This is a genomic window from uncultured Pontibacter sp. (assembly GCF_947502515.1).
GTDB lineage: Bacteria > Bacteroidota > Bacteroidia > Cytophagales > Hymenobacteraceae > Pontibacter.
Window position 1 is genome coordinate 84,053 of sequence record NZ_CANNAI010000003.1, and the last position, 23,564, is coordinate 107,616.

The following is a 23,564-nucleotide window of genomic DNA, read 5'->3' on the forward strand; positions in this document are numbered from 1 at the left end:
TTTACCAAAAAAGTAAAAGCTAAAACCAAAGCCGCTATAGAAATTTTGTTGTGTAAGATGCATCTCTCGTGCTAGTCTAAAATAAAAAAGGCCCCGCTTGCTGCGGGGCCTCTGTATGGTTACATATACCTTTTCCCGCTTCAGTCCTTTGGAGGAAAAAAGTAAAAAAAGAAGGTATAAGATTTCTGTTGCTTGTTCATTTCAACCGCCAATATAGAGACTTTTCACAGAACGCCAATTTATTTTCGCTTCTTTTTGGCGAATGCAGGTCTTCTTAAGTAATTATATTTCAGAATATTTCTTCAGCCACCGCATCATATATCTGCTTTTAAAGCTTGCAGACGCACTTTATCTGATTCACAAAGATCAACAGTGTCTACAGACCCGTCTATAAAACGGATACGGCCTCGCAATTGTAAAATTTTTATCGTACATTGTAAAAAAATAAATGAACCTATATGCCTTCCACTATGTAGTAGGTATATAATTAAACAACACAGAATGAATAACGGAACAGTAAAATTCTTTAATGACCTGAAAGGTTTTGGTTTTATTAAGGAAGACAACACAGATCAGGAGTACTTTGTACACGTGACTGGCCTGGTACATGAAATCCAGGAAAACGACAAAGTGACTTTTGACCTGCAAGAAGGAAGAAAAGGACTAAACGCGGTTAACGTTAAGCGTGCTTAGTTTTCAGATATAAGTCATTTCGAAAAAAGCCTTACCTGCGGGTGAGGCTTTTTTTCATTTCGTTGTGCATGTTTTGCACCACTCCCCCGTTATTATAATGCCGCCCTGGCAATGTTTCACCTAACCCCTCCTTACGATGAATAGAAGATACCTGGTAGACACTACCACTCGCGAGTACATCTGCGTAGCCCTCCAGAAAGGACAGGACTGGACCCCAAACAATCAGGATTCCCTCCCAAAGTTCATGAACTCTCGTACAAACAAAGACCAACCCGACTTCGAGCTTGTAACCGGCGAATATAACGACAATTCATTTTTTGAAAAGTGGATTCGCAACGGCACAAATTTCCTGTTCAGGTACTAAAAAAGCCTGCATACCAGCATACCATCATTTTATAGATCATTTAACAGCATATATGGGTAGATCACAAGAAACCTTCAGTAAAAAAGAAAAAGAGAAGAAGAGACTTAAGAAAAGACAAGACAAAGAGCAGAAGCGCGAGGAGCGCAAGGCTAATTCTGACAAGGGCAAAGACGTAGAGGAAATGTTCGCCTACGTGGATGAGTTCGGCAATATCACTGATACGCCGCCAGACCCTACAAAGAAGAAAAAAGACATCAAACAGGAAGACATCCAGATCGGTGTGGCCAAGCAGGCCGAGATCGACCCGGCTGACTTGATCCGTAAAGGCACCGTTTCTTTTTTCAACGAGTCGAAAGGCTATGGCTTTATACAGGACCACGTGACCCAAGAGCGTGTCTTTGTGCATCAGAATGGCTTGGTGAATACGATCAAGGAAAATGATCGTGTAACTTTTGAGGTTGAGAAAGGCCCGAAAGGATTGAATGCTGTTAACGTTAAACTGGCGTAATCCCCTCTGGCTCAAAAGCTTCAAAATGTAGCTTAAGCCAACCGGTTTAACTTAGGTGATTATAATCTGAAAATCTCCTGCTATTGTCAGCCATTATGCTGACTGCAGGAGATTTTTTTGTCGTATACAGTTTCCCGGCCTCTGCTCTTTATAACTTTGCAGCAAGACCGGCGAAAATAAAGCACACCCTAATAAATGGATACGATAAACACCCCGAAGGCCTTGATTTTACAGGAGGCTCAGCAACAGTTTTTCAACCAAGGCTACAGTAAAGTATTGATGGCTGACCTGGCAAAACAGCTGGGCATGAGCAAAAAAACACTGTACCAGTATTTCAGAGGAAAAGAAGAGTTGCTCCATGCCGTCATCAAAAACTATTTGGAAGAACTGCAGCGTGATGTAGAAAACCTGCTTCAACAGGAAGCGTCCAACTTTGTCAGTAAGGCTGAGCAGGTGTTTCGCACGGTCGGGCAGCGCTTCGCCCGTATCAATGGGCAGTTACTCACCGACATCCGGAAGCACACCCCAAAAACCTGGCAACTACTGCAGCAGTACCGCGCCGAAGCAGCTTTTAAAAGATTCAAAACTTTGTTGGATGAGGGCAACCAAAAAGGCTTTATCCGGAAGGACGCAAACATCTCACTAGCCGTGCTGCTCTACGCCAGTGCACTGGAGAAAATCCTGGATCCTGAGTTTATCAGCCAGGTACCGCCAGAACTGATGCAGGATATTAACTATACCCCTTCTGCCGTGTATGAGGGCCTGGCAAACCTCATTTTCCATGGTTTGCTGGAGAAAAACCAATGATAGTTTACACTCGTCAATAGCAGTTGTACTCACAGCTATACCTAAACAGATTGATAACCAGCTAAAAAACAGCCTGTTCTCTTGCCACTAATTAAAATATAACTATATTTAGTAAAGTTTTTTCATTTCTCTAAAACTGCAGACTATCAGATTTAAAGCTTTATTCCTGCTCCCCCTCCTAGCCGTACTGGCCTCCTGCTCTAAAAGCGAGGAAGAAATCAAGAAGTTATACCCGCAAAAGGTGGTGATCGGCAGCACGACCCACGACTTCTACTATGACCAAGGCAGGGTCTACAGCGTTACGACTAATCGTCCTAACTTTTATGAGGAGGTGACCTACACTTATTACGATGAATATTTCAAGAAACCGGACCATCGTTTTAAAGACGAGATAGTGCAGGTTACTACTCTGCCTGACGTTGGCCCAATTGGCTGGGACAGTAGTGACTCTATCGTAAGAAAGATGAATTACATGTGGTCCCGGTCAGAAGATGGCCTCATACCTAGAGAACTGCAGTCGGTGTACCTGCATGGACGTTCGCTGCGCGATAACATTGCACATCAATACAACTCTGATAAGAGATTGACCTCTTCTGTTTACCATTACAACAACGCAAACAAGAAACATACACAAATATATGACGCTGACCCAAGGTATATCCACAAAAAGATTGTCTATACCTATGATAAACAGGGCAAGCTGCAAAAAGCCTCTTTCCTTGCCCCTAGTTCAGAGACTCCCTATTTGACTATTGAACTGGAGTTTGACGACAAGCCAGGCTATCTGCGAACCCTTCCCCCTCGAAGCCCGGTTCATGCCGCTGGAACTTCCCTACCGCAACCACAACATCACCAGGTATACAGTAAAAGACCGAGAGGGCAATATCCGGAAAGACCTCTCCTATACCTGCAGCTATAAATACAACCGGGACGGCTACCCTATCAAAATCAAAAGAACTATGCTGGATGGGCAGGAACTGGAAGGGTATATCGTGTATAAGGCTTCCATAGGAAAATCAGAGGTAGCAGAGGCCAGCTTGAACGCAGAGAAATAAACATACCTCAAGAAAAACATCCTGAAGCAAGTTAAAAGTCTTGAACAGGGCCTAAAACAAAAAGCCCATCAATCGATGATTGATGGGCTTTGCTCTTTGGTATCGCTACCAGCAGAGAGTGAGGGATTCGAACCCCCGGACCTGTTACAGTCAACGGTTTTCAAGACCGCCGCATTCGACCACTCTGCCAACTCTCTGTAATTAATCTTGCACAAAAGTATAGTGCTGCGGTGAATTTTCAAAACTATACGCAATTATTTTTCGCTTGTTTGGTCATTTCAGGTATAAGCGATTGATTTTGAAGCGGTAAATTTTTCGCTGCTTTTGGCTTATACCTTGCTTTGAGTAATGCCTTACCCCGTCCGCATCATTTAGGCTGCAGCAGAAGCGGCTTTCTCAGCAGTTTGGGCTGTCTTGCGGGTAAGTCGCTTCGTCACCGTATCAATGCTTACATTGATCTCGAACCCTAGGATCAGGATCATAGACACAAAATCAAGCCAGATCATTAAACCAATGAGGGCCCCGATGGAGCCGTAAAATTTGTTGTAAGTATCGAACGCACTGATGTAAAGCGAGAAGATCATCGATACCACAAAAATAAGGATGGTTGCTACCACGGCGCCTGCCGAGAAGAAAGGCCACTTATCCTGTATGGCAGGCACATAGTAGTAGATGAGCGAGGTTGCCAGCAGAAAGAGTAGTATAATCGCCACGTACTTCAGCATCACGATCAGGGTATAGGTATAGCTCTCCGTCACGACCTCGTAAAACACCAACACATCTAAGATCCACTGCCCAAAGAAGATCGCCGCCACTGCCAGAAACAGGATAGATGAAAGCGCTACGGTAAGCACCGTGGCAATCACCCGCTTTTTCAGGTATGGCCGCTTATAGAAGGTATGGTATTTTTTGTCGAAGGCATCCATTAGCGACATAATACCATTTGTGGACAGAATCAGGGCGAAGAGAAAACCGAAAGAGAGTAGTCCCCCACGTGGCTTGTTCACAATGTCGTCGATGGTGCCGTAGGCCACGGTATACATCTCTTCGGGCAGGAAGTCTGCCAGGAAGTTTAGTATGCTCTCGCCCAGGTCCAGCGACAATATACTGGGCATGTAAGGGATGAGCGTGAACAAAAAGATGATGGTCGGGAAGATGGCCAGCGTGAAGTTAAAGGCCATGTATGAGGCACGCTTGGTAATGGAATCCAGCCTGAGTTCGCCCAGCAACACATCGGCCACATCGTATACCGAAGACTGGCCATTGTTAAAGCGCCATCTCTTCAGGAACACGATGAATTTGCGATACGCTCTGCGGCGCTTCAGATATTGCTGGTTCAGCCTCATTCGCTATAGTATCCGTCCAACTTCTGGTGTATGAGTGCAGGTATAGCCGTCGGGCGACCTGACTTCATGTCTACAAACACCATGGTGGTCTCGCCCACATTCAGCAGCGTTTGTTCCTCGTTATACACCTCGTACTCAAACTTTATACGCGAGCCATGCGGCTTGTGCTTAAGAAAGAGCTTGATCGTGAGCAGATCGTCGTACTTAGCCGGACGGATATACTTGCACTTGAGCTCCAGCACAGGCATCATGGTGCCTGTCGCTTCCATCTCCTTATAGTGTATACCTAACCTTCTGAACACTTCCGTACGGGCCACTTCATAGTAAGCAGCATAGTTGCCATAATAGACATAGCCCATCTGGTCGGTTTCGGCGTAGCGTACGCGTATCTGTACTTCTGATTCAAACATGAATTTAATGGTTGAATGGCTAAATTGTTAAATGGTTGATCTTCTGCAGGCATTTATTACACCTGAGAATCAACAATTTAACAATACAGCAATTAAACAATTTACTTTAAAATATTCCGCTGCGTCAGTGCTCGCTGATAGCGGCGGGCATTGGCGATGTGCTCGGCATGAGTCACGGCGAAGCTGTGGTAGCCTGAGAAGTCTTCCTTGGCGCAGAAGTAAATGTACTTATGCTGTTCCGGGTTTAGCACCGCATCGATGCTGGAGATATCCGGCACATTAATCGGGCCCGGAGGCAAGCCTGCATAGCGGTAGGTATTGTAAGGCGAGTCGTGCTGCAGGTGTACGTTAAGCACGCGACGAATCGTGAAATCACGTACGGCATAAACTACGGTTGGATCAGCCTCGAGCTTCATGCCTTTCTGCAGACGGTTCAGGTATACGCCAGCTACACGTGGCTTCTCATCATTCTTGATGGTCTCGGCCTGCACTATCGAAGCCAAGGTAGAAACTTCCTTTGGAGAGAGTCCCATCTTCTCGGCCTTGGCCTTGCGTTCGGCAGTCCAGAAGCGGTCGTACTCGGTCTTCATACGCTGCATGAGTTCCGGTGCCGTGATGGTCCAGTATACCTCGTAGGTATTCGGTATGAACATACTCACTACTGTGGTGGTGTCGAAACCGAGTGTCTGCAAATACTCCTGATCGTTGAGCAGGCTGTCGATCTCTTCGGCGGATGGTTCTACAGCGGCGGCCAGTTTCTCGGCCAGCTGACTGCGCAGCCGGATATTGTTGAAGGTGAGCTTTAGCGGGGACTGCTCTCCCAGTCGCAGCACACCGATGAGCTGCCGGTTACCCCAGCCGTTCTCGATCTTATACCTGCCTGGCTTCACCAGTTCGTCGTAGTCCATGAGCTTAGCCATGAAGCGCAGCGACAGACGGTCGATGATCACACCGGTAGCCTCCACTGAGTCGAGGGCTTGTGTGTAGTCAGCGCCAGATGGGATGTATACATAGGTGTCTTGCCCTTTGGTGTCTACGTTGGCCGTATACACAATCTGGTAGGCATAGTAGGAAAAGCTCACAAACAGGAACAGCACCAGTACAATGATGCCGGGTATCCACATGCTTTTCTCTTTTTTGACGCGTCTGCGTGGAGTGACTTCGTTAGCCATAATGTAATTAAAAGTCCCGGATAAGGATGTAGGTTCCGGGCCCGTTTAGTTTAGGCTACAAAAATAACACTAATCTTGCTTATCTGACTAATTTTGAGCCAGCATCTGTCCTAAAGTCTCTATTTACCAACCTCAAAGGCTATACCTGCAACGCAGACGGCTTTTATGCAGTATGCCTTACTTAATGCACCAACAAGCAAAATAAAACTATGGCCAACGCTGTTTTCCTCCAGATACACCCGGACAATCCACAGCCCAAAAAAATACAGGAAGCCGTCGAGATCCTCCGTAACGGCGGCATCATCATCTATCCGACCGACACTATTTACGGCCTCGGCTGCGACATTCACAACACAAGAGCAGTGGAGCGTGTCTGTCAACTGAAAGGGATAAAGCCAGACAAAGCGAACCTTTCGTTTATTTGCTCGGACCTGACACACATCTCCGACTACGCCAAGATCGACACCCCTACTTACAAGGTGATGAAAAAAGCGCTGCCCGGACCATTTACCTTTGTACTTGACGCTAGCAGTCGCGTGCCGCGCTATGCCGGCAGCAAAAAGAAAACGGTAGGTATACGCGTGCCCGACAACAAAATTGCCCTGGCGCTGGTGCAGGAACTCGGCAACCCAATCCTCTCCACCTCCATCCGCGACGAAGACGAAGTGATCGAGTACAGCACCGATCCTGAGTTGATCTATGAGAAGTACCGCAACTTAGTAGATGGTGTGATAGACGGTGGCCCCGGCAACAACGTAGCCTCTACTGTGGTAGATGCTGCCAACAATTTCGAAGTGCTGCGGGAAGGCGCAGGGGATATTGAGGAATACCTTTAAGTTTAGGAGATTGGGAGTTTAAGAGTTCGGAAAGCAAGAGTTAAGAGGTATTAGGAATCGGCCCTAAAGGTCTGAATCTAAGCTAGAGAGGTGAATAGAAAATCGGTTCTCTCAAAATTCACACTTCCTAAACTCCCAAAATCTTTAACGTCTAAACTCTCTTATGTTTCCACCGCTTATGCGTCCAGAGATAATTCGCGGGGTTGCGGCGGATGGCGGCTTCCAGTTTGCGGGCGAAGGCTTCGGTGATGGGAAAGGTGCCTTCCTCAGGTTTGGTGGTGCCATCGGATAGCACATCAAAAGTAAGGCGATAATAGCCTCGTTTTTCTCGCGCCACATCCAGGAACAGCACCGGGCAGCCAAAGGTATGCGCCAGCTTTTCGGCGCCGACAAAGAAGGGTGTGTCCTGATTTAAAAAAGTAGTCCAGAACTGAATCTCTCCGTAAGGGGGGGTTTGGTCTGAGAGCATAGCTACCACACGCGGAGTCTTTCTGTTTCGCACAAAGTCACGCATGGTGTCTTTCATTTCGATCAAGCGAGCACCGAGCCGCCCGCGCAGGTATAGCATGAACTCCTCGAAGAAGGGATTCTTGATCCGCTTGTATACCCCTTCAGCCGGAAAGCCAAACTGCACCGCTCCAGCAGAAAGAATCCATTCCCAGTTGCCGGAGTGAGAGCCCATGGTGATGACCGTCTTACCTTGCTGCACAAAATTATCGAGCACCTCCTGGTTAGAAAACACAATGCGACGGCGCATCTCAGCTTCGTCCATCGAGGCCAGCTTCAGGATCTCCACGATCAGGTCCGGGAACTGCCGGTAAAAGGCCCTGGCTATACCTTGTATCTCCTGTTCAGATTTTTCAGGAAAGGAGTTGCGCAGGTTTTGGAGTACGACCTTTTTGCGGTATCCTACCACGTAATACACCAACACAAACAAAAAGTCGGCTAACAGGTATAGTACAGGCAGCGGCAGCAAAGACAGGCCTTTGAGCAACCACCACAGCGGGTAATAAAGTACAGGTATATTTGGAGATTTTTTCACGAAGTATAATCGCCTGCAAAGGTACGACCTATACTTGCATTATGAAATTAAAGAAATCGTGCTTATTTCGCATCTTATCCTAGGCATAGGATACACCCCTACAAACTTCAAACTTTCTAACTCCCAAACTTTCTGACTGATTTGCTCCTCCTCACCGAAATAATGTACCATCCACCCATTCAGTTTTTTGCTGCACTGCTTAAGTCTGATGGTATGCTGCTAGAAAAACACGAGAACTATATAAAGCAGAGCTACCGCAACCGCTGCCACGTGCTCACCGCGCAAGGCATGGTGCCCTTGAGTGTGCCAGTGCTGCGGGGCAACAGTAAAGACAAGATTTCGATTGCCGAAATAGAGATTGACTACAGCCAGAAATGGTACAACGTACATTGGCGTACGATACAGGCAGCCTACGGCCGTGCGCCTTATTTTGAATTTTACAGTGACTACATTCGGGAGGTGTATGAACGGCAACCGAAATATTTATTTGACCTGAACGTTGATTTATTGCGGCTTTATCTTAAATTTCTGAAACTGGATCGGCGAATCGGATTCACAGACAGCTATCAGACAGAGCAACCGGAGGGGGTGCTCGACCTCAGAAATAGGATACATCCTAAAATCATTCCTGACAACTTGTACGTACAACCCTATACGCAAGTATTTGGCAAACAATTTGTACAAGACCTTAGTATAATTGACTTGTTGTTTACACAGGGTCCGAAGTCGCTTTCCTACTTACAATAATGCCCCGGCAAAACTAAACCTTTGTGGAGTTGGGCTTGTTTAAATCAGGGGCTTTTCCTGTTAGCCTCAACGAGTTACAACATTTTTAGACCTTTACATTTTTTTATAGAGTATACATGGAAGCTAAATTCTCAAACAGAGTGAAAGAGGTTATCTCACTCAGCCGCGAGGAAGCTATCCGCCTTGGGCATGACTACATTGGCACCGAACACCTGGTGCTGGGCATGATCCGGGAAGGAGAAGGTACTGCCATCGCCTTACTGAAGAAGCTGGGCGTTTCGATAGATGAACTGAAGTACGCTTTAGAGCAGGCTACACGAAACACCGCATCTCAGAACAGCAACATCACTGGTAGTATTCCGCTTACCAAGCAAACTGAGAAGGTGCTTAAGATTACTTATCTGGAGGCCAAAATCTTCAAAAGTGATATAATAGGTACTGAACACCTCTTATTATCCATCCTCCGGGATGAAGACAACATTTCTTCTCAAATCTTAGCGAAATTCAACGTGAACTACGAAGCAATAAGAGACTCCCTGGATTATCATAGCAATAATCCACTGGCATCGTCTGACACGGACGATTCTGATGATTCTGACAAGTTATTCGGCTCTTCTTCACGCGCTGGCAGCAGCTCGAGCAAGAAGCCTGGCGAAAAATCGCGCACTCCAGTGCTTGATAATTTTGGTCGCGACCTGACCAAACTGGCAGAAGACGACAAACTCGACCCTATTGTAGGACGCGAGAAGGAAATCGAGCGTGTAGCCCAGGTACTGAGCCGCCGCAAGAAGAACAACCCGATCCTGATTGGTGAGCCTGGCGTAGGTAAAACAGCTATTGCTGAAGGACTTGCGCTGCGCATCGTGCAGAAAAAGGTAAGCCGCGTGCTTTTCAACAAGCGTGTGGTAACCCTTGACTTGGCATCCCTTGTAGCTGGCACGAAGTACCGTGGTCAGTTTGAGGAGCGTATGAAAGCCGTAATGAACGAGCTCGAGAAGTCTCCGGACGTGATCCTATTTATTGACGAGCTGCACACGATCGTGGGTGCTGGTGGCGCTTCCGGTTCGCTGGATGCCTCCAACATGTTCAAGCCGGCTTTGGCTCGTGGCGAAATCCAATGCATTGGCGCGACTACGCTCGACGAGTACCGTCAGTACATTGAGAAAGATGGTGCGTTGGCCCGTCGTTTCCAGATTGTGATGGTAGACCCTACCACACCGGAGGAGACCATGGAAATCCTGCACAACATTAAAGACAAGTACCAGGATCACCACCACGTAAACTATACCGATAAAGCAATCGAGGCCTGCGTGAAGCTTTCGGACCGCTACATGAGCGACCGTTTCCTTCCGGATAAGGCGATCGATATCTTGGATGAAGCTGGTGCGCGCGTGCACATCAATAACATCATTGTGCCGGATGACATTCTGAAGCTTGAAGAGCAGATTGAGAACATCAAGGTAGAGAAAAACCGCGTGGTGAAGAGCCAGAAATATGAAGAGGCTGCCCAGCTGCGCGATAAAGAGAAAAAACTGATTGACCAACTCGAATCAGCGAAGAAAAGCTGGGAAGAGGAGACCAAGAAGAAGCGCTACACGGTAAAAGAGGAAAATGTGGCAGAGGTTATTGCCATGATGACAGGTATACCGGTGAAGCGTATCGCGCAGAACGAAGGTGTGAAACTTTTGAACATGGGCGAAGAGCTCAAGGGCAAAGTAATCGGCCAGGACAAAGCGATTGGTCAGTTAGTGAAAGCCATCCAGCGTACACGCGTTGGTCTGAAAGATCCGAAGAAGCCGATCGGTTCATTTGTATTCCTGGGTCCGACTGGTGTAGGTAAAACGGAGCTTGCTAAAGTGCTGGCGACATACCTGTTCGACAAAGACGATGCGCTGGTGCGTATCGACATGAGTGAGTACATGGAGAAATTCAGCGTATCTCGCTTGGTGGGAGCGCCTCCGGGTTACGTGGGTTACGAAGAAGGTGGTCAGCTGACGGAGAAAATCCGCCGCAAGCCATACTCTGTGGTACTGCTCGACGAGATCGAGAAAGCGCACCCAGACGTGTATAACCTGCTCTTGCAAGTACTGGATGATGGTATCCTGACGGATGGTCTTGGCCGCAAGGTTGACTTCCGTAACACGATTATCATCATGACCTCCAACATCGGTGCACGTGATCTGCAGGACTTCGGTGCCGGTATCGGCTTCATGTCGAAGAGCAAGCAGGAGAACGTGGATGATATCATGAAGGGTACGATTGCCAGTGCGTTGAAGAAGACCTTCTCGCCTGAGTTCCTGAACCGTCTGGATGATGTGATCGTGTTCAACTCACTTGGTCGTGAAGACATGCACAAGATCATCGAGCTGTCGCTTGGCAAGCTGTTCAAGCGCATTGAGGCCTTGGGTTACAAGATCGAGCTTACCGACAAAGCCAAGGATTTTGTGGCCGAGAAAGGTTACGATCCGAAGTATGGTGCCCGTCCGCTGAACCGTGCTATTCAGAAGTATATCGAAGACCCGATTGCGGAGGAGATACTGAAAGCCGAGATCGCACAAGGTGACACCATGATGGTAGACTTCAAGGAAGGCGAAGAAAAGCTGACTTTCGCTTCTAAAAAGAGCAATGGCAAGAAGCCGAAAGGTATAGCCAATGACGGAGAAGAGGAAGAGACTGAGCCAACCAAGTCGTCTGGTGACGGTGAGAAATCTGACAAATAAGGTTTAAGACCTACTATATAAGGGCTGTTCCTAACGGGACAGCCCTTATTTTTTGACTTTATCGGAAAGATATACACTGGTAAGGAGCCAAATTTTGCTTTTAGTATAGCTGATTTCGGCTGATAGTTTTTAAATTTGACAATTATTCAATCGATATTCCATAAAACAGATATACCCTATTTCATGGCAGGAGACATCAGACAGAGCCAGATAGAAACGCTGGAGCGCAAAAACGCCGAAGCCTTGCTAGGCGGCGGACAGGACAGAATAGAAGCACAGCATAAAAAAGGCAAACTGACAGCCCGTGAGCGCATTCACCTTTTGATGGATGAGAACTCTTTCGAGGAGATCGGCAAGTTTGTGATGCACCGCTCCAAAGACTTCGGTCTGGACAAGCAATACTACCTCGGCGATGGCGTGGTAACCGGCTACGGCACCATCAATGGCCGCCTGGTGTACGTTTTCTCACAGGACTTCACGGTACTGGGCGGTTCACTTTCTGAGACACACGCCGAGAAGATCGTGAAGATCATGGAACTGGCCATGAAAAACGGTGCGCCGGTGATTGGCTTGAACGACTCCGGTGGTGCCCGTATCCAGGAAGGTGTGGTGTCGCTGGGCGGCTATGCCGATATCTTCTACCGCAACACACTCGCCTCTGGGGTTATCCCACAGATTTCGGCTATCATGGGACCATGTGCGGGTGGTGCAGTATACTCCCCTGCCATCACCGATTTTATCATGATGGTGGAAGACACGTCCTATATGTTCGTGACCGGCCCGAACGTGGTAAAAACGGTAACGCACGAGAACGTTACGTCGGAGGAACTGGGCGGTGCCAGCACGCACAGCACCAAGAGCGGTGTGACACATTTCTCCTGCGCTAACGAAGTGGAGTGCATCAACTACATCAAAAACCTGTTGAGCTATATCCCGCAGAACTGTGAGGAATTGCCACCATCTGTACCTTACGAGGAAGCGGCGGACGAAACACGCACTGTACTTGACACCATTATACCTGAAAACCCGAACCAGCCTTACGACATGCGTGAGGTGATCGAGGGCATTATCGATGCAGACTCTTTCTTTGAAGTGCACAAGAACTTCGGCGAGAACATCGTGGTTGGCTTTGCCCGCTTGGGTGGTCGCAGCATCGGCATCGTGGGTAACCAACCTGCCGTACTAGCCGGTGTACTCGACATTAATGCCAGTACCAAAGCTGCTCGCTTCGTGCGCTTCTGTGATAGCTTCAATGTGCCTTTGCTGGTACTCGAAGACGTACCGGGCTTCCTGCCAGGCACTGATCAGGAGTGGCGCGGCATCATCACCAACGGTGCCAAGTTGCTTTACGCTTTCTGCGAGGCGACTGTACCACGTATCACCGTGATTACCCGCAAAGCCTACGGCGGTGCTTACGACGTAATGAATTCCAAGCACATCGGTGCCGACATGAACTACGCCTGGCCAACTGCCGAAATCGCGGTAATGGGTGCTCAGGGTGCTGCCGAGATCATCTTCAAGCGTGAGATTGCCGAAGCCGAAGATCCGGCTGCAAAGCTTGCTGAAAAGGTGCAGGAGTACAAGGACAAGTTTGCTACGCCATACCGTGCCGCGCACCGTGGCTTCATTGATGAGGTGATTATGCCAAGCGAAACACGCGCTAAGCTGATCAAGGCCTTCAAGATGCTGGAAAACAAGGCCGTGAGCCTGCCTCGCAAGAAGCACGGCAACATCCCGCTTTAACTGCATTGAGTAACGAGCATGTACAGTCACAGAACATCTGGCTGTACATGCTCGTTATGTTTAACAACCATTGTCTATACACTACTGAAAACGACCCTGATGAGAAAAGAATCTTTCGAGTTCCTTGAGAAATATCTAAACAACTCCTCTCCTACCGGCTTCGAGTCTGAAGGACAGAAACTGTGGCTGGAGTATGTCAAGCCATACATTGAAGATTACTTTGTGGATACTTACGGCACCGTAGTAGGTGTGATCAACCCGGAAGCGGAGTACAAAGTAGTGATCGAGGCGCATGCCGATGAGATATCCTGGTTTGTGAACTACATCACACCGGAAGGCTACATCTACCTGAAGCGCAATGGTGGTTCCGACGCACTGATCGCTCCATCAAAAAGAGTGAACATCTATACCTCCAAAGGCATCGTAAAGGCTGTTTTCGGTTGGCCGGCTATACACGTGCGCAAAGTTGAGAATGACAAGGCTCCTACTATTGAGACGGTGTTTTTGGACTGCGGGGCCAGCAACCGCGAGGAAGTAGAGAAAATGGGTATACACGTAGGTTGCGTGGCTACCTTTGAAGACGAGTTTACGGTGATGAACGACAAGTTCTACGTAGGCCGTGCACTCGATAACCGCGTGGGCGGTTTTATGATCGCTGAAGTGGCCCGTATGATCCACGAGCGCAAGCACAAACTGCCATTCGGTCTGTACATCGTGAATGCGGTGCAGGAAGAAATTGGTCTGCGTGGTGCAGAAATGATCGCGCACCGCATTAAGCCGGACGTAGCCATCATCACCGACGTGACGCACGATACGCAGTCCCCGATGTACGACAAGAAGAATAGCGGCGACATCCACTGCGGCAAGGGCCCTGTTATCGCCTACGGCCCAGCCGTGCAGAACAACCTGCGTGATCTGATCATCAATACGGCACAGGAAAAAGAGATTCCTTTCCAGCGTTCTGCCGTTTCACGTGCAACCGGAACCGACACTGATGCGTTTGCATACTCTAACGCGGGTGTAGCCTCGGCTTTGATCTCATTGCCACTGAAGTACATGCACACAACAGTGGAGACTGTGCATAAAGACGACGTAGAGAACGTTACGAAACTGATATACGAGACACTGCTAAAAATCGAAGACAACCAGGACTTCCGTTACCTGAAATAGAAATCGCTTTTAGCCCTAGAGAACCACACAGCGCCTGACTGGCTTGTGTGGTTTTTTGTTTTACCACCATCCCAAATTGCTTACTTTTGAACATGCGCTTCCCCTATACCTTCACCGACCAGATGGGCCACCAGATTACGCTGCCACACTTGCCGCAGCATATCGTTTCGCTCGTGCCTTCCCAAACAGAGTTGCTTTTTGACTTAGGACTGGAAGACCGCATTGTGGGCCTGACCAAGTTCTGCATTCACCCCAAAGATAAAGTAAAACAGAAGAGCATTATCGGGGGCACGAAGAACTTTAAGTTGGAAGTGATTGACGAGCTGAAGCCGGATTTGATTATCGGAAACAAGGAGGAGAACTACGAAAAAGGTATAGCAGCATTGCAGGAAAAGTACCCCGTCTGGATGAGCGACATCTATACCTTGGAAGACTCGTTGGAGATGATCAGTCAAATTGGGAAACTGACAGGTACTGAAGTTAAAGCACAGAAACTAGTACAAGGTATAGCCCTTGGTTTCGAGAAGCTGAGACCGGCGCAGCCCGCTATACCTACGGCTTACTTTATCTGGCGCAAACCTTATATGGCGGTGGGCAGCGACAACTTCATCGACCACATGCTGCAGCGTTACGGTCTCAGCAATATTTTCGCCGATCAGCCCCGTTATCCGGAAATATCGCCTGAGCAACTGCAGGCAGCCAATCCACAACTGATCCTGCTGTCATCAGAGCCCTACCCTTTCCAGGAAAAGCATTTTGCTGAGTTCCGAGAACTATGCCCGCAAGCGAAGATAAAAGTAGTGGATGGGGAAATATTCAGCTGGTATGGGAGCAGGTTGCTGAAAGCTCCAGAGTATTTGCAAGGTGTAATTGCAGAGGTCAAATAAGGTATAGCGCCAATGACATCAACTTAAGTATTTTTTGTCATTTCGACCTGGAGCCCTCGTTTCTGGAGAAATCAGAAATATTGCTATTCTTTTGAGACAAACCAGATGACTATATTCTTTCGAGATGACAACCGGGGGCAATAGCTCCCCGAATAACGGCATTGGGTATAGCGCCCCTTAAGCTCCTAATTGCTTTAACAAACGCTCTGCCCGTTCGGCTATACCTTGAAAATAAGCAGCGTCTTCCTGCACTTGCGTTGCCGTTCTACCTATGACTTTTCGCTTGTTCATCGGGTCAGTCAGATTGGAAAACTTGACGATCTTAAAAACCCGCTCTGCCTGTATGGTGGTTCCTTCAACTGCCTGTTCCAATTTCCCGATTAGCAATTGCCTGAAATCCTTTTTTTCAATCGCCTCTTCATCGAGCAAGCGCAACACGGCAGCAACCGCTTCGTCTTCAAAATCGGAGTTGATGGCAATGTCGATCAGCTTATCGGTAGATGGTGCGGGGAGGCGCAGCAGGGTAAGGTAGCCTCCGCCTTGCTTGGCTGCAGTGGCGTAGTACTTCAGCCAAAATGAATTGGTGAGCGGATCTTTGTAAACGGCAGCGTAGCCACCTTCGGCAGTCTCCATCAGTTCGAACTGCGGCAGCAACACCTCAATCAGGCTGGCATCCCCGTACAAATAGCGCTTTCCCATCAATCATTAATCACTATTCATTCACTGTTACTTCAAAGCCCATTTTCTCAAGATCTTCCCAAAACCGAGGGTAGGACTTACGCACCACATGCGGTTCCTGAATCTGGATAGGCTGCAACAAGGCGATCGGAGCAAAAGCCATAGCCATACGGTGATCTTCGTAGGTCCTGAAATTCAACTCCCGATTGGTCAATAGGGTTGGGTTCATCTGGAAGACCCCAGGGGTTCTCTCTTCCAATGAGGCACCCATACTCAGCACCTCAATCTGCAACGCCTGAATGCGGTCTGTTTCTTTGATGCGAAGGCTCTCCAATCCGGTCATCTCTACGGCTATACCTAAGGCTGCACACAGCGCCACAACAGTCTGCGCCAGATCAGGGCAATTGCTAAAATCGAAGGTTACTCTTTTCTCGGCATGCTTTTTTGTGAGACGCACTCCTTCTTGCTTGAACTCGGTATGAACGCCTAGTCTGCGCATGATGTCCACAATGGCTTTGTCGCCCTGGTGGGAGTCTTCACGCAAACCCAGTAGCGTTACATCTGCCTCTTTGGCCAAGGCCACCATGCTATACCAGTAGCTGGCCGCTGACCAGTCTGATTCCACGGCGAAAGTAGCGGGATTATATTTTTGGTTCGGCACCCTGATCATGTTTTCCTCAAAGCTGGCCTCTACTCCGAAGTGCTGCATCAGGGCCAGGGTCATTTCGATGTAAGGGCGTGAACTGATCTTCCCTTCCAGCTCCAGCTCCAGCCCATCGGGCAACAATGGCGCCACCATGATCAAAGCGGAAATGTACTGGCTGCTGATATCGCTGCGAACTTTCAACTGCTTTTTGCCGCTGCCTTTAAAGCCGCTGATCTGGAGGGGCGGATAACCTTCTTCGCCCAGGTATGCTATACCTGCGCCCAGTTCCTGCAAGGCCTCTACCAGCACTTTGATCGGACGCTGGCACATGCGATCAGTTCCAGTAAGTGTTTTTTGCTGACCTGTCACGGCATAGTAGGCCGTTAAGAAGCGCATCACCGTACCCGCGTCTTCGGCGTCGATGGTATCCGAGTCACTTTTCAGGAGTCTTTGCAGGAGTTGGGTATCATTGGCCTCGGAGAGGTTCTCCAATTTGGATTCTCCCCCAGCCAAGGCTGCGATAATTAAAGCACGGTTTGCCTCGCTTTTGGAGGCTGGTAATTGCACACGACCTTTCAGTATACCTGTAGGGTGCGAAAGAGTAACGGTTTTCGTCATAGTAGCTGGTAATAGCGCAATGCTTCCTGTATTTCTGCCACGGTCATAGGCTGGTCCCAAACGGCCTTGCCTATACCTTGCAACAGCGTACAGTTGATAGTAGAATGGGTATTTTTCTTGTCCTGCAAGGCCAGTTTGGCCATCGCCTGAACATCTTCTTCGGTGAGTTTCACCTTTTCGTAGATCGACACCAGAAACGTCTCGATCTGATCCAGTTCCCGCTTCGTGAGCAAGTCTTTCTTCATGGACAGGTATGCCTCACACAGCATCCCGACCGCAATGGCCTCGCCATGCAACAGTTCACGACCGGGCTGCTCCATCAGGTAACTTTCTACGGCGTGGCCCACGGTATGGCCGAAGTTGAGCACTTTGCGGTAGCCGCCCTCCAACGGATCGGCCTCCACCACAGCCGATTTTATACCTACCGAGTGCCGGATCAGTGCGTCCCAGTCTTCGGTAAAAAGGCCGATGTGGCGCTGCTCTTCGAAGGCAGCAGCGTCGGCGATTAGCCAATGCTTGATGATCTCGGCATAACCTGACTTGAGCTGGCGCTGTGGAAGCGTGTTCAGAAAAGAGGGATCAATGATGACGGCCTTAGGCTCTTTGTATACCCCGATGTGGTTTTTGAGTCCGTGGAAGTCTATACCTGTTTTGCCGCCCACGCTGGCGTCGACCTGGGCAAGTAACGTAGTAGGCACCTGCACAAAGTACATCCCGCGTTTGAACGTAGCCGCACAGAAACCACCCATATCCCCGATCACACCGCCACCTAGATTCACCAACACCGACCAGCGGTCCAGATTAAGCTCCGTCATGCGCTGCCAGATATGCTCGCAGGTCTGCAGGGTTTTGTTTTCCTCACCGCTCTTTATCTGGATGATATCATGCTCGGGCAGGTAGGGCTTTACCTGAGGATAGCAATGGTGCAAGGTGTTCTCGTCTACCAGTACTGCTACTTTCGAGAAGGCAAGATTTTTAAGCACCGTTTGCAGCTGTGGCAGCACGTCTCGCCCAATGTATATGCTTTCAGTCACGCGGATTAGGTTTTGATAGATATATCCAAGGGAATAGCGTCTTCACTAGCCTGCGCTAAGCGCTTCCCATATTCGATTCTTTGAAACAAATTTCTGTTGCTCAAATGAGAAGAGCTCAACTTCACAAAACTTCTAACTTCTAATTCGACGCAGCACTAGGTATATGTTTACGAAGCTTGTTCCGGCTTAGTGTCAGGCTTTACTTCCGGATTTCCAGCCTGCATGATCATGGTTTGCTTTCGGATAGACTCCACATGAATCAACTTATAGAGTTCTTCCACAAAAGCAGGGTTTATACCTGCTTCGGTTGCCCAGTCGGCACGGGTTTGGAAAATTTCTTTCCAGCGCTCGAGCTGTAGCACCTGCACGTTGTTCTGTTTTTTATACTCCCCGATCTGTTCTACTAAGGCCATGCGCCTCGCCAAAGCTCCAATTAAGTCGTGGTCGGCCGCATCAATCTTCAGCCGCAATTCCTCCGCCCGGTTCACCAGTTCGGCGTCATCATAATTTGTTTTGCGTACCTGGAGCTTGGCCAGGATATCGGCTAACGCCGCTGGCGTCACCTGCTGCTCCGGGTCGCTTAGGGCTTCTGCTGGATTTGGATGAGTTTCAATCATCACGCCGTCATAGCCCATGTCAAGTGCCCGTTGCGACAAGGGGTGAATCAGTTCGCGGGTACCACCAATGTGGCTCGGGTCTACGATCACAGGTAAACCCTGAAAACGGGCCTTCAGCTCGATCGGGATCTGCCATACCGGCAAGTTGCGGTACTTAGACTGCTGGTACGAGGAAAAACCACGGTGAATAGCGGCCAGATCTGTTATACCTGACTGGTAGATGCGCTCGATCGCTCCGATCCAAAGTGCAAGGTCCGGGTTCACGGGGTTTTTCACCATCACAGGCACTTGCACGCCCCTCAGCGCATCGGCTATCTCCTGCACGGCAAAAGGGTTCACGGTGGTGCGGGCACCGATCCAGAGCACGTCTATACCTTGCTTTAGGGCTTCTTCCACATGCCGACCAGTAGCTACCTCAGTCGTCACACGCATACCCAGCTCCCGCTTCACGCGGCCCAGCCACTCCAGTCCCTGCAGGCCTATACCCTCAAATGTGTTGGGTCTGGAACGCGGCTTCCAGATACCGGCCCGGAACAGGTGCACATTCAACTTTTTCAGAGCCTCCGCCGTCTCCATCACCTGCTGTTCGCTCTCAGCGCTGCAGGGTCCGGCAATGACTAGCGGACTACCCCGCTCAGCTAGTAAATCAGAGAAATATGTGTCTTTATTCTTGAAGTTCATGCGTGTCAATTGTCCATACAAAGGTACGACAATTACAACAGTTATGTAGCGGATCTAGTTTAAGGGTGTACTTGCACTGAAAAACAGTACAAAAATATACCTTAAGTACCAGGTGCCCATAGTGTATAACTATAACGCATACACTATCTTTGCGCCGATTAACACGCTATTACATGAACCCGGTTACCAACGTTTCTTTCGACGATACAGCTGTCGCTTTTTCATCCAAGTCTGACGCTGAGCTTTATAAAATGTACCTGCTGTTCAAGTCCATGAACAGCAACAAATTTGTTAAACTGGGTGGCAATCTGCTAAACACAGCTATCAAGCTGCACTTGCCGGTTAAATTTATCATCAAACCGACCATTTTCAATCACTTCTGCGGCGGCGAAACAATTGAGGAATCGGAGCGCGCCATCCGCGAGTTGGCCAAATATAATATCGGTACCATCCTGGACTATTCGGTAGAGGGTGAAGGCGTAGACAGAAGTTTTGATGAAACACGCGATGAGATCCTGCGCACGGTAGAGCGGGCACTGGGAAATAAGCACATCCCCTTCTCGGTTTTTAAAGTAACCGGCCTGATGCGTACCGACCTGTTAGAGAAAGTGCAGGCAGGCGAAAAGATGACGGCTGATGAGCAAGCCGCTTTTGAGCGTGGCCGCCAGCGTGTGAATGATATCTGCAAGCGTTGCTACGAAGCGGATGTGCGTGTATTTGTGGACGCTGAGGAAAGCTGGTTCCAGGAAACGATCGATAACCTGGCCTATGAAATGATGGAACTCTACAACAAGAAGAAGGCTATCGTTTACAACACATACCAACTTTACCGTCACGATCGCCTCGACGCACTGGTGCGCGATTACGAAAACGCCGTAGCCAAAGACTATATACTGGGTGCAAAGCCTGTGCGTGGTGCCTACATGGAAAAAGAGCGTAAGCGTGCCGAAGAGCAAGGATACCCGAGCCCAATCAACCCAACCAAAGAGGCTTCTGACAAATTATACAACGACGGACTACGCTTCTGCATCGACCACATAGACCGCATTTCGCTCTGCGCCGGTACGCACAACGAAGACAGCTGCTACCTGCTCATGGAAATGATGGACGAGAAAGGTATAGCGCCAAACGACGAACGTGTGTTCTTTGCCCAGCTTTACGGCATGAGCGACAACCTGTCGTACAACCTGGCCAATGCGGGTTACAATGTAGCCAAGTACGTGCCTTACGGTCCGGTGGAGTCGGTGATGCCTTACTTGCTGCGTCGTGCCAACGAGAACACAGCTATTGCCGGCCAGAGCAGCCGTGAGTTCGGACTGATCAGCAAAGAGATGGAGCGCCGCAAAACGGTGAAGCGTTTCTAAGCTAGACCGGGTGCTTTTGCTCGAAGTGGTCTGCTTATAAATGGTATGTTGCCATACCCCGAACTGCTTTGAGTCTGAACAGCCATAAAAATAAGAAGGCCCTGCATTGCTGCAGGGCCTTCTTATGTGTTTAGAACTATAAGGTATACTCTGTAGTTCTGCTATTAATTACTGTACAGTTACAGTAGTGTCAGCTTCAACTTCAACAGTAGTGTCAGCTTCAACTTCTTCAGTAACAACTTCTTCAGTCTCAACAACCTCAGTTTCTACAGCTTCAGTTTCAGTTGCAGTTTCTTCAGTGTTGCATGCTGTGAAAGCTACCAGGGCGAACGCTACGAAAGCGAATTTGAACAAATTTTTCATTTTGTGTTTGTGATTAAGTGTTTTGGTTTCGAATTTGAACTTCATACCGGAAACCCGGATAGGTAACCCGGTATTTTTTATTTTTTTAAAATATTTTTTTGTTGGGTTACAAAAAGCGGCCTGGCGTATTAAAAATAGAACGGCATGAGGAAGAGTTTGTATGAGACGGATGAGGCGATCATGGAGGGGATTCGGAATGACGATGACCGCGCACTCGCACATCTTTATAAGCTGCACTTCCCAATGATATCGCACTTCATCATTAGTAACAGTGGAACTGATGATGAGGCAAAAGACATTTACCAGGAAGGCGTAATCGTCTTCTACGAGAAGATAAAGGGAAACAGCCTGGAGCTTAGCTGCCAGATCAAGACCTACCTCTACTCTGTGTGCCGCAGGCTGTGGCTGAAGCGCCTGGCCGAAAAGGGCCGCTACGCCAACCGAATTGAGGACTCTGAGAATTACCTGAGCCTGGAAGAGGATGTGCCGCAGCACGAAGAGAATGAGCGTCAGTTCAGCATGATGGCGGAGGCTTTGGAGCAGCTCGGTGAACCTTGCCGCACTTTATTGGAGGACTTTTACATCCGGTCACAGGGCATGCAGAACATTGTAGAGAAGTTTGGCTATACAAACACCGACACTGCCAAAAACCAGAAGTATAAGTGCCTGCAACGCCTTAAAAAACTGTTTTTCACCTCTTATAAACCAGAGGCATAGGATAGACCAGAATGAATTTTAGCACCTTATAAGAAGGTATTTTTATAAAACCATGTTTGACTACCGCATATACGAGCAAATAGAGCGCTACCTGGCCGGCACCATGCCTGCTGAGGAGAAAGCTGCCTTTGAGGCGCTGTTGCTCTCCGACCTGCGGCTTGCCGACCAGGTACAGGAGCACCGACAAGTATTGCAGGCAATGCAGCAGTATGGCCAGCGCCAGCAGCTGCGCCATAAGCTCAGCAGCATCCACACAGAAATGGAAGCTGATTCGCACGGCATTAACAGTGAACTCACTGCCTGGAAAGTTTTCTTTAAGAAGCATGCCCAGACCATGGCGGTTGCCGCCAGCGTTTCTCTGTTGTCAGTATTTGGTACGCTTTGGAGTGTACAGCAAATAAAAGAACCTGTACAGCAGCAGACCGCCCGCTACATTGAACTTCGCCGTGAAGTAGAGAAGATCAAAAAAGAACAGCGTGCCATCATCAACGGTATTGCCAGCGCGGACGCGACAACCCCAGCCCCACGTACAGCCCGCTTTAGCGGCACTGGTTTCGCCATCAGCCCGGATGGGTATGTCGTTACCAGCTCACACGTTATCCAAGGTGCTGACTCTATCCTGATTGAAAACAAGGCTGGCCTTAAGTTTAAGGTAACCGAAGTGCACCGCAACACAGATTATGACCTGTCTATTCTGAAAGTAGAGGATCCGGCCTTCGCTGGTTTCAGCAAGCTACCTTATACTTTCAAAACAGCTTCTTCTGATCTGGGTGAGCGCGTCTATACGCTTGGTTTCCCGCGTGAAGACATTGTGTTTGGCGAGGGTTCGCTGAGCTCAGCCTCCGGCTTCGAGGGCGACACCACTTCCTATCAGATCTCTATACCGCTCAACCCGGGTAACAGTGGCGGACCACTGCTTGATGACAAAGGCAACATCATTGGTGTGATCAATGGTAAGCAGGCAGGTCAGGAAGGTGCCGCTTTCGCTGTCAAGTCATCCTACCTGCTTCAGATGGTGAACGAAATGAAAGAGCGTGAAGCCGGCCTGGCAGTTAGCCTTCCACAGCAAAACAACCTGAATGGTACTTCCCGCACACAGCAACTTAAGAAACTTCAGGACTATATCTTCGTTGTAAAAGTTTATAATTAAGACACATTAATATTGTTTTATTACAACACCAAGAAGGACTATCTGCAACTCAGACGCAGATAGTCCTTCTTTTTTATAACTTTTTTAAAAAGATACAGTTAAATAAACAATGTACATCCCGACCAAAGGGGTACAATTTGTTAAATCGTGAACTATAAAAAAATAACTATGAAAATGCGAATGCTAAAACCTTTTG

General features: G+C 48.5%; 23 protein-coding genes and 1 tRNA gene. 14 read left to right on the top strand and 10 right to left on the bottom strand.

Translation table 11 applies throughout. The annotated features are described in order from the left end of the window. The first annotated feature begins 501 nt into the window (after window positions 1-501). The 5 genes from Q1A54_RS09510 to Q1A54_RS09530 all read left to right on the top strand — a co-directional run bounded on the left by Q1A54_RS09510 (window position 502) and on the right by Q1A54_RS09530 (window position 3,427). The gene (locus Q1A54_RS09510) at window positions 502-693 is read left to right on the top strand and encodes a cold-shock protein (RefSeq protein ID WP_076671102.1); all 192 of its coding nucleotides are present in this window, start codon (window positions 502-504) and stop codon (window positions 691-693) included. A 136-nt stretch (window positions 694-829) separates the two neighbouring features. After that, window positions 830-1,057 (top strand): hypothetical protein, encoded by a 228-nt coding sequence (locus Q1A54_RS09515; RefSeq protein WP_007653367.1) that lies wholly within the window; start codon window positions 830-832, stop codon window positions 1,055-1,057. Window positions 1,058-1,109: 52 nt separating this feature from the next. Then, entirely contained in the window at window positions 1,110-1,565 is a 456-nt protein-coding gene (locus tag Q1A54_RS09520) for a cold-shock protein (RefSeq protein ID WP_196118426.1), read from the top strand. Between the two features lie 195 nt (window positions 1,566-1,760). Then, window positions 1,761-2,372 (top strand): TetR/AcrR family transcriptional regulator, encoded by a 612-nt coding sequence (locus tag Q1A54_RS09525; protein WP_196118424.1) that lies wholly within the window; start codon window positions 1,761-1,763, stop codon window positions 2,370-2,372. A gap of 764 nt (window positions 2,373-3,136) precedes the next feature. Further along, on the top strand, window positions 3,137-3,427 hold the full coding sequence (locus Q1A54_RS09530) for a hypothetical protein (RefSeq protein WP_299987062.1): 291 nt from the start codon (window positions 3,137-3,139) through the stop codon (window positions 3,425-3,427). A 112-nt stretch (window positions 3,428-3,539) separates the two neighbouring features. On the opposite strand, the gene Q1A54_RS09535 is transcribed toward Q1A54_RS09530, so the two are convergent. From Q1A54_RS09535 to mltG, 4 genes are all read right to left on the bottom strand, one after another. Continuing rightward, window positions 3,540-3,624, bottom strand: a tRNA-Ser gene (locus Q1A54_RS09535). A 174-nt stretch (window positions 3,625-3,798) separates the two neighbouring features. Then, a complete protein-coding gene (locus Q1A54_RS09540; RefSeq protein ID WP_299987064.1) occupies window positions 3,799-4,773 on the bottom strand; it encodes a YihY/virulence factor BrkB family protein in 975 nt (324 codons plus the stop codon). Next, entirely contained in the window at window positions 4,770-5,183 is a 414-nt protein-coding gene (locus tag Q1A54_RS09545) for a thioesterase family protein (protein ID WP_007653357.1), read from the bottom strand. Before Q1A54_RS09545 ends, Q1A54_RS09540 begins: the two co-directional genes overlap by 4 nt. A gap of 101 nt (window positions 5,184-5,284) precedes the next feature. Continuing rightward, the gene (mltG, locus tag Q1A54_RS09550) at window positions 5,285-6,355 is read right to left on the bottom strand and encodes an endolytic transglycosylase MltG (RefSeq protein WP_299987066.1); all 1,071 of its coding nucleotides are present in this window, start codon (window positions 6,353-6,355) and stop codon (window positions 5,285-5,287) included. Window positions 6,356-6,564: 209 nt separating this feature from the next. Between mltG and Q1A54_RS09555 the strand changes: the two genes are divergently transcribed. Next, the gene (locus Q1A54_RS09555; protein WP_196118245.1) at window positions 6,565-7,191 is read left to right on the top strand and encodes an L-threonylcarbamoyladenylate synthase; all 627 of its coding nucleotides are present in this window, start codon (window positions 6,565-6,567) and stop codon (window positions 7,189-7,191) included. Window positions 7,192-7,342: 151 nt separating this feature from the next. Here the strand turns inward: Q1A54_RS09555 and Q1A54_RS09560 are convergent, their stop codons facing one another. Then, window positions 7,343-8,233 carry a lysophospholipid acyltransferase family protein gene (locus Q1A54_RS09560; RefSeq protein ID WP_299987069.1) on the bottom strand — a complete coding sequence of 297 codons (891 nt, stop codon included), beginning with the start codon at window positions 8,231-8,233 and terminating at the stop codon, window positions 7,343-7,345. 162 nt (window positions 8,234-8,395) lie between these two features. On the opposite strand from Q1A54_RS09560, the gene Q1A54_RS09565 reads away from it, so the two are divergent. From Q1A54_RS09565 to Q1A54_RS09585, 5 genes are all read left to right on the top strand, one after another. After that, a complete protein-coding gene (locus Q1A54_RS09565; RefSeq protein ID WP_196118235.1) occupies window positions 8,396-8,980 on the top strand; it encodes a WbqC family protein in 585 nt (194 codons plus the stop codon). A gap of 116 nt (window positions 8,981-9,096) precedes the next feature. Further along, window positions 9,097-11,700, top strand: coding sequence for an ATP-dependent Clp protease ATP-binding subunit (locus Q1A54_RS09570; RefSeq protein WP_196118233.1), 2,604 nt, complete (start codon window positions 9,097-9,099; stop codon window positions 11,698-11,700). 183 nt (window positions 11,701-11,883) lie between these two features. After that, on the top strand, window positions 11,884-13,443 hold the full coding sequence (locus tag Q1A54_RS09575; protein ID WP_299987071.1) for an acyl-CoA carboxylase subunit beta: 1,560 nt from the start codon (window positions 11,884-11,886) through the stop codon (window positions 13,441-13,443). A 99-nt stretch (window positions 13,444-13,542) separates the two neighbouring features. Next, window positions 13,543-14,613, top strand: a complete 1,071-nt coding sequence (locus tag Q1A54_RS09580; RefSeq protein ID WP_076422737.1) for a M42 family metallopeptidase — start codon at window positions 13,543-13,545, stop codon at window positions 14,611-14,613. Window positions 14,614-14,705: 92 nt separating this feature from the next. Further along, a complete protein-coding gene (locus Q1A54_RS09585) occupies window positions 14,706-15,500 on the top strand; it encodes an ABC transporter substrate-binding protein (protein WP_299987074.1) in 795 nt (264 codons plus the stop codon). A gap of 177 nt (window positions 15,501-15,677) precedes the next feature. Here Q1A54_RS09585 and Q1A54_RS09590 read toward each other — a convergent pair whose 3' ends face one another. The 4 genes from Q1A54_RS09590 to Q1A54_RS09605 all read right to left on the bottom strand — a co-directional run bounded on the left by Q1A54_RS09590 (window position 15,678) and on the right by Q1A54_RS09605 (window position 19,774). Then, entirely contained in the window at window positions 15,678-16,199 is a 522-nt protein-coding gene (locus Q1A54_RS09590; protein ID WP_299987076.1) for a hypothetical protein, read from the bottom strand. Between the two features lie 13 nt (window positions 16,200-16,212). Then, window positions 16,213-17,442 (bottom strand): 3-phosphoshikimate 1-carboxyvinyltransferase, encoded by a 1,230-nt coding sequence (locus Q1A54_RS09595; RefSeq protein ID WP_299987078.1) that lies wholly within the window; start codon window positions 17,440-17,442, stop codon window positions 16,213-16,215. Next, the gene (gene aroB, locus Q1A54_RS09600) at window positions 17,439-18,476 is read right to left on the bottom strand and encodes a 3-dehydroquinate synthase (protein ID WP_299987079.1); all 1,038 of its coding nucleotides are present in this window, start codon (window positions 18,474-18,476) and stop codon (window positions 17,439-17,441) included. The genes Q1A54_RS09595 and aroB overlap by 4 nt, the downstream gene beginning before the upstream one ends. Before the next feature lie 167 nt (window positions 18,477-18,643). Beyond that, on the bottom strand, window positions 18,644-19,774 hold the full coding sequence (locus tag Q1A54_RS09605) for a bifunctional 3-deoxy-7-phosphoheptulonate synthase/chorismate mutase type II (protein WP_299987081.1): 1,131 nt from the start codon (window positions 19,772-19,774) through the stop codon (window positions 18,644-18,646). A 173-nt stretch (window positions 19,775-19,947) separates the two neighbouring features. Here Q1A54_RS09605 and Q1A54_RS09610 point away from each other — a divergent pair, with 173 nt between their 5' ends. Then, entirely contained in the window at window positions 19,948-21,138 is a 1,191-nt protein-coding gene (locus Q1A54_RS09610) for a proline dehydrogenase family protein (protein ID WP_299987902.1), read from the top strand. A gap of 168 nt (window positions 21,139-21,306) precedes the next feature. On the opposite strand, the gene Q1A54_RS09615 is transcribed toward Q1A54_RS09610, so the two are convergent. Further along, complete coding sequence (locus Q1A54_RS09615; protein WP_051017693.1) at window positions 21,307-21,546, bottom strand: hypothetical protein; 240 nt, start codon at window positions 21,544-21,546, stop codon at window positions 21,307-21,309. 99 nt (window positions 21,547-21,645) lie between these two features. Here Q1A54_RS09615 and Q1A54_RS09620 point away from each other — a divergent pair, with 99 nt between their 5' ends. Together Q1A54_RS09620 and Q1A54_RS09625 are read left to right on the top strand one after the other, a co-directional pair. Next, the gene (locus tag Q1A54_RS09620) at window positions 21,646-22,218 is read left to right on the top strand and encodes a sigma-70 family RNA polymerase sigma factor (protein ID WP_299987085.1); all 573 of its coding nucleotides are present in this window, start codon (window positions 21,646-21,648) and stop codon (window positions 22,216-22,218) included. Window positions 22,219-22,270: 52 nt separating this feature from the next. Then, window positions 22,271-23,368: a serine protease gene (locus tag Q1A54_RS09625; protein ID WP_299987087.1), complete on the top strand. Its 1,098-nt coding sequence runs from the start codon at window positions 22,271-22,273 to the stop codon at window positions 23,366-23,368. Window positions 23,369-23,564: the final 196 nt, after the last annotated feature.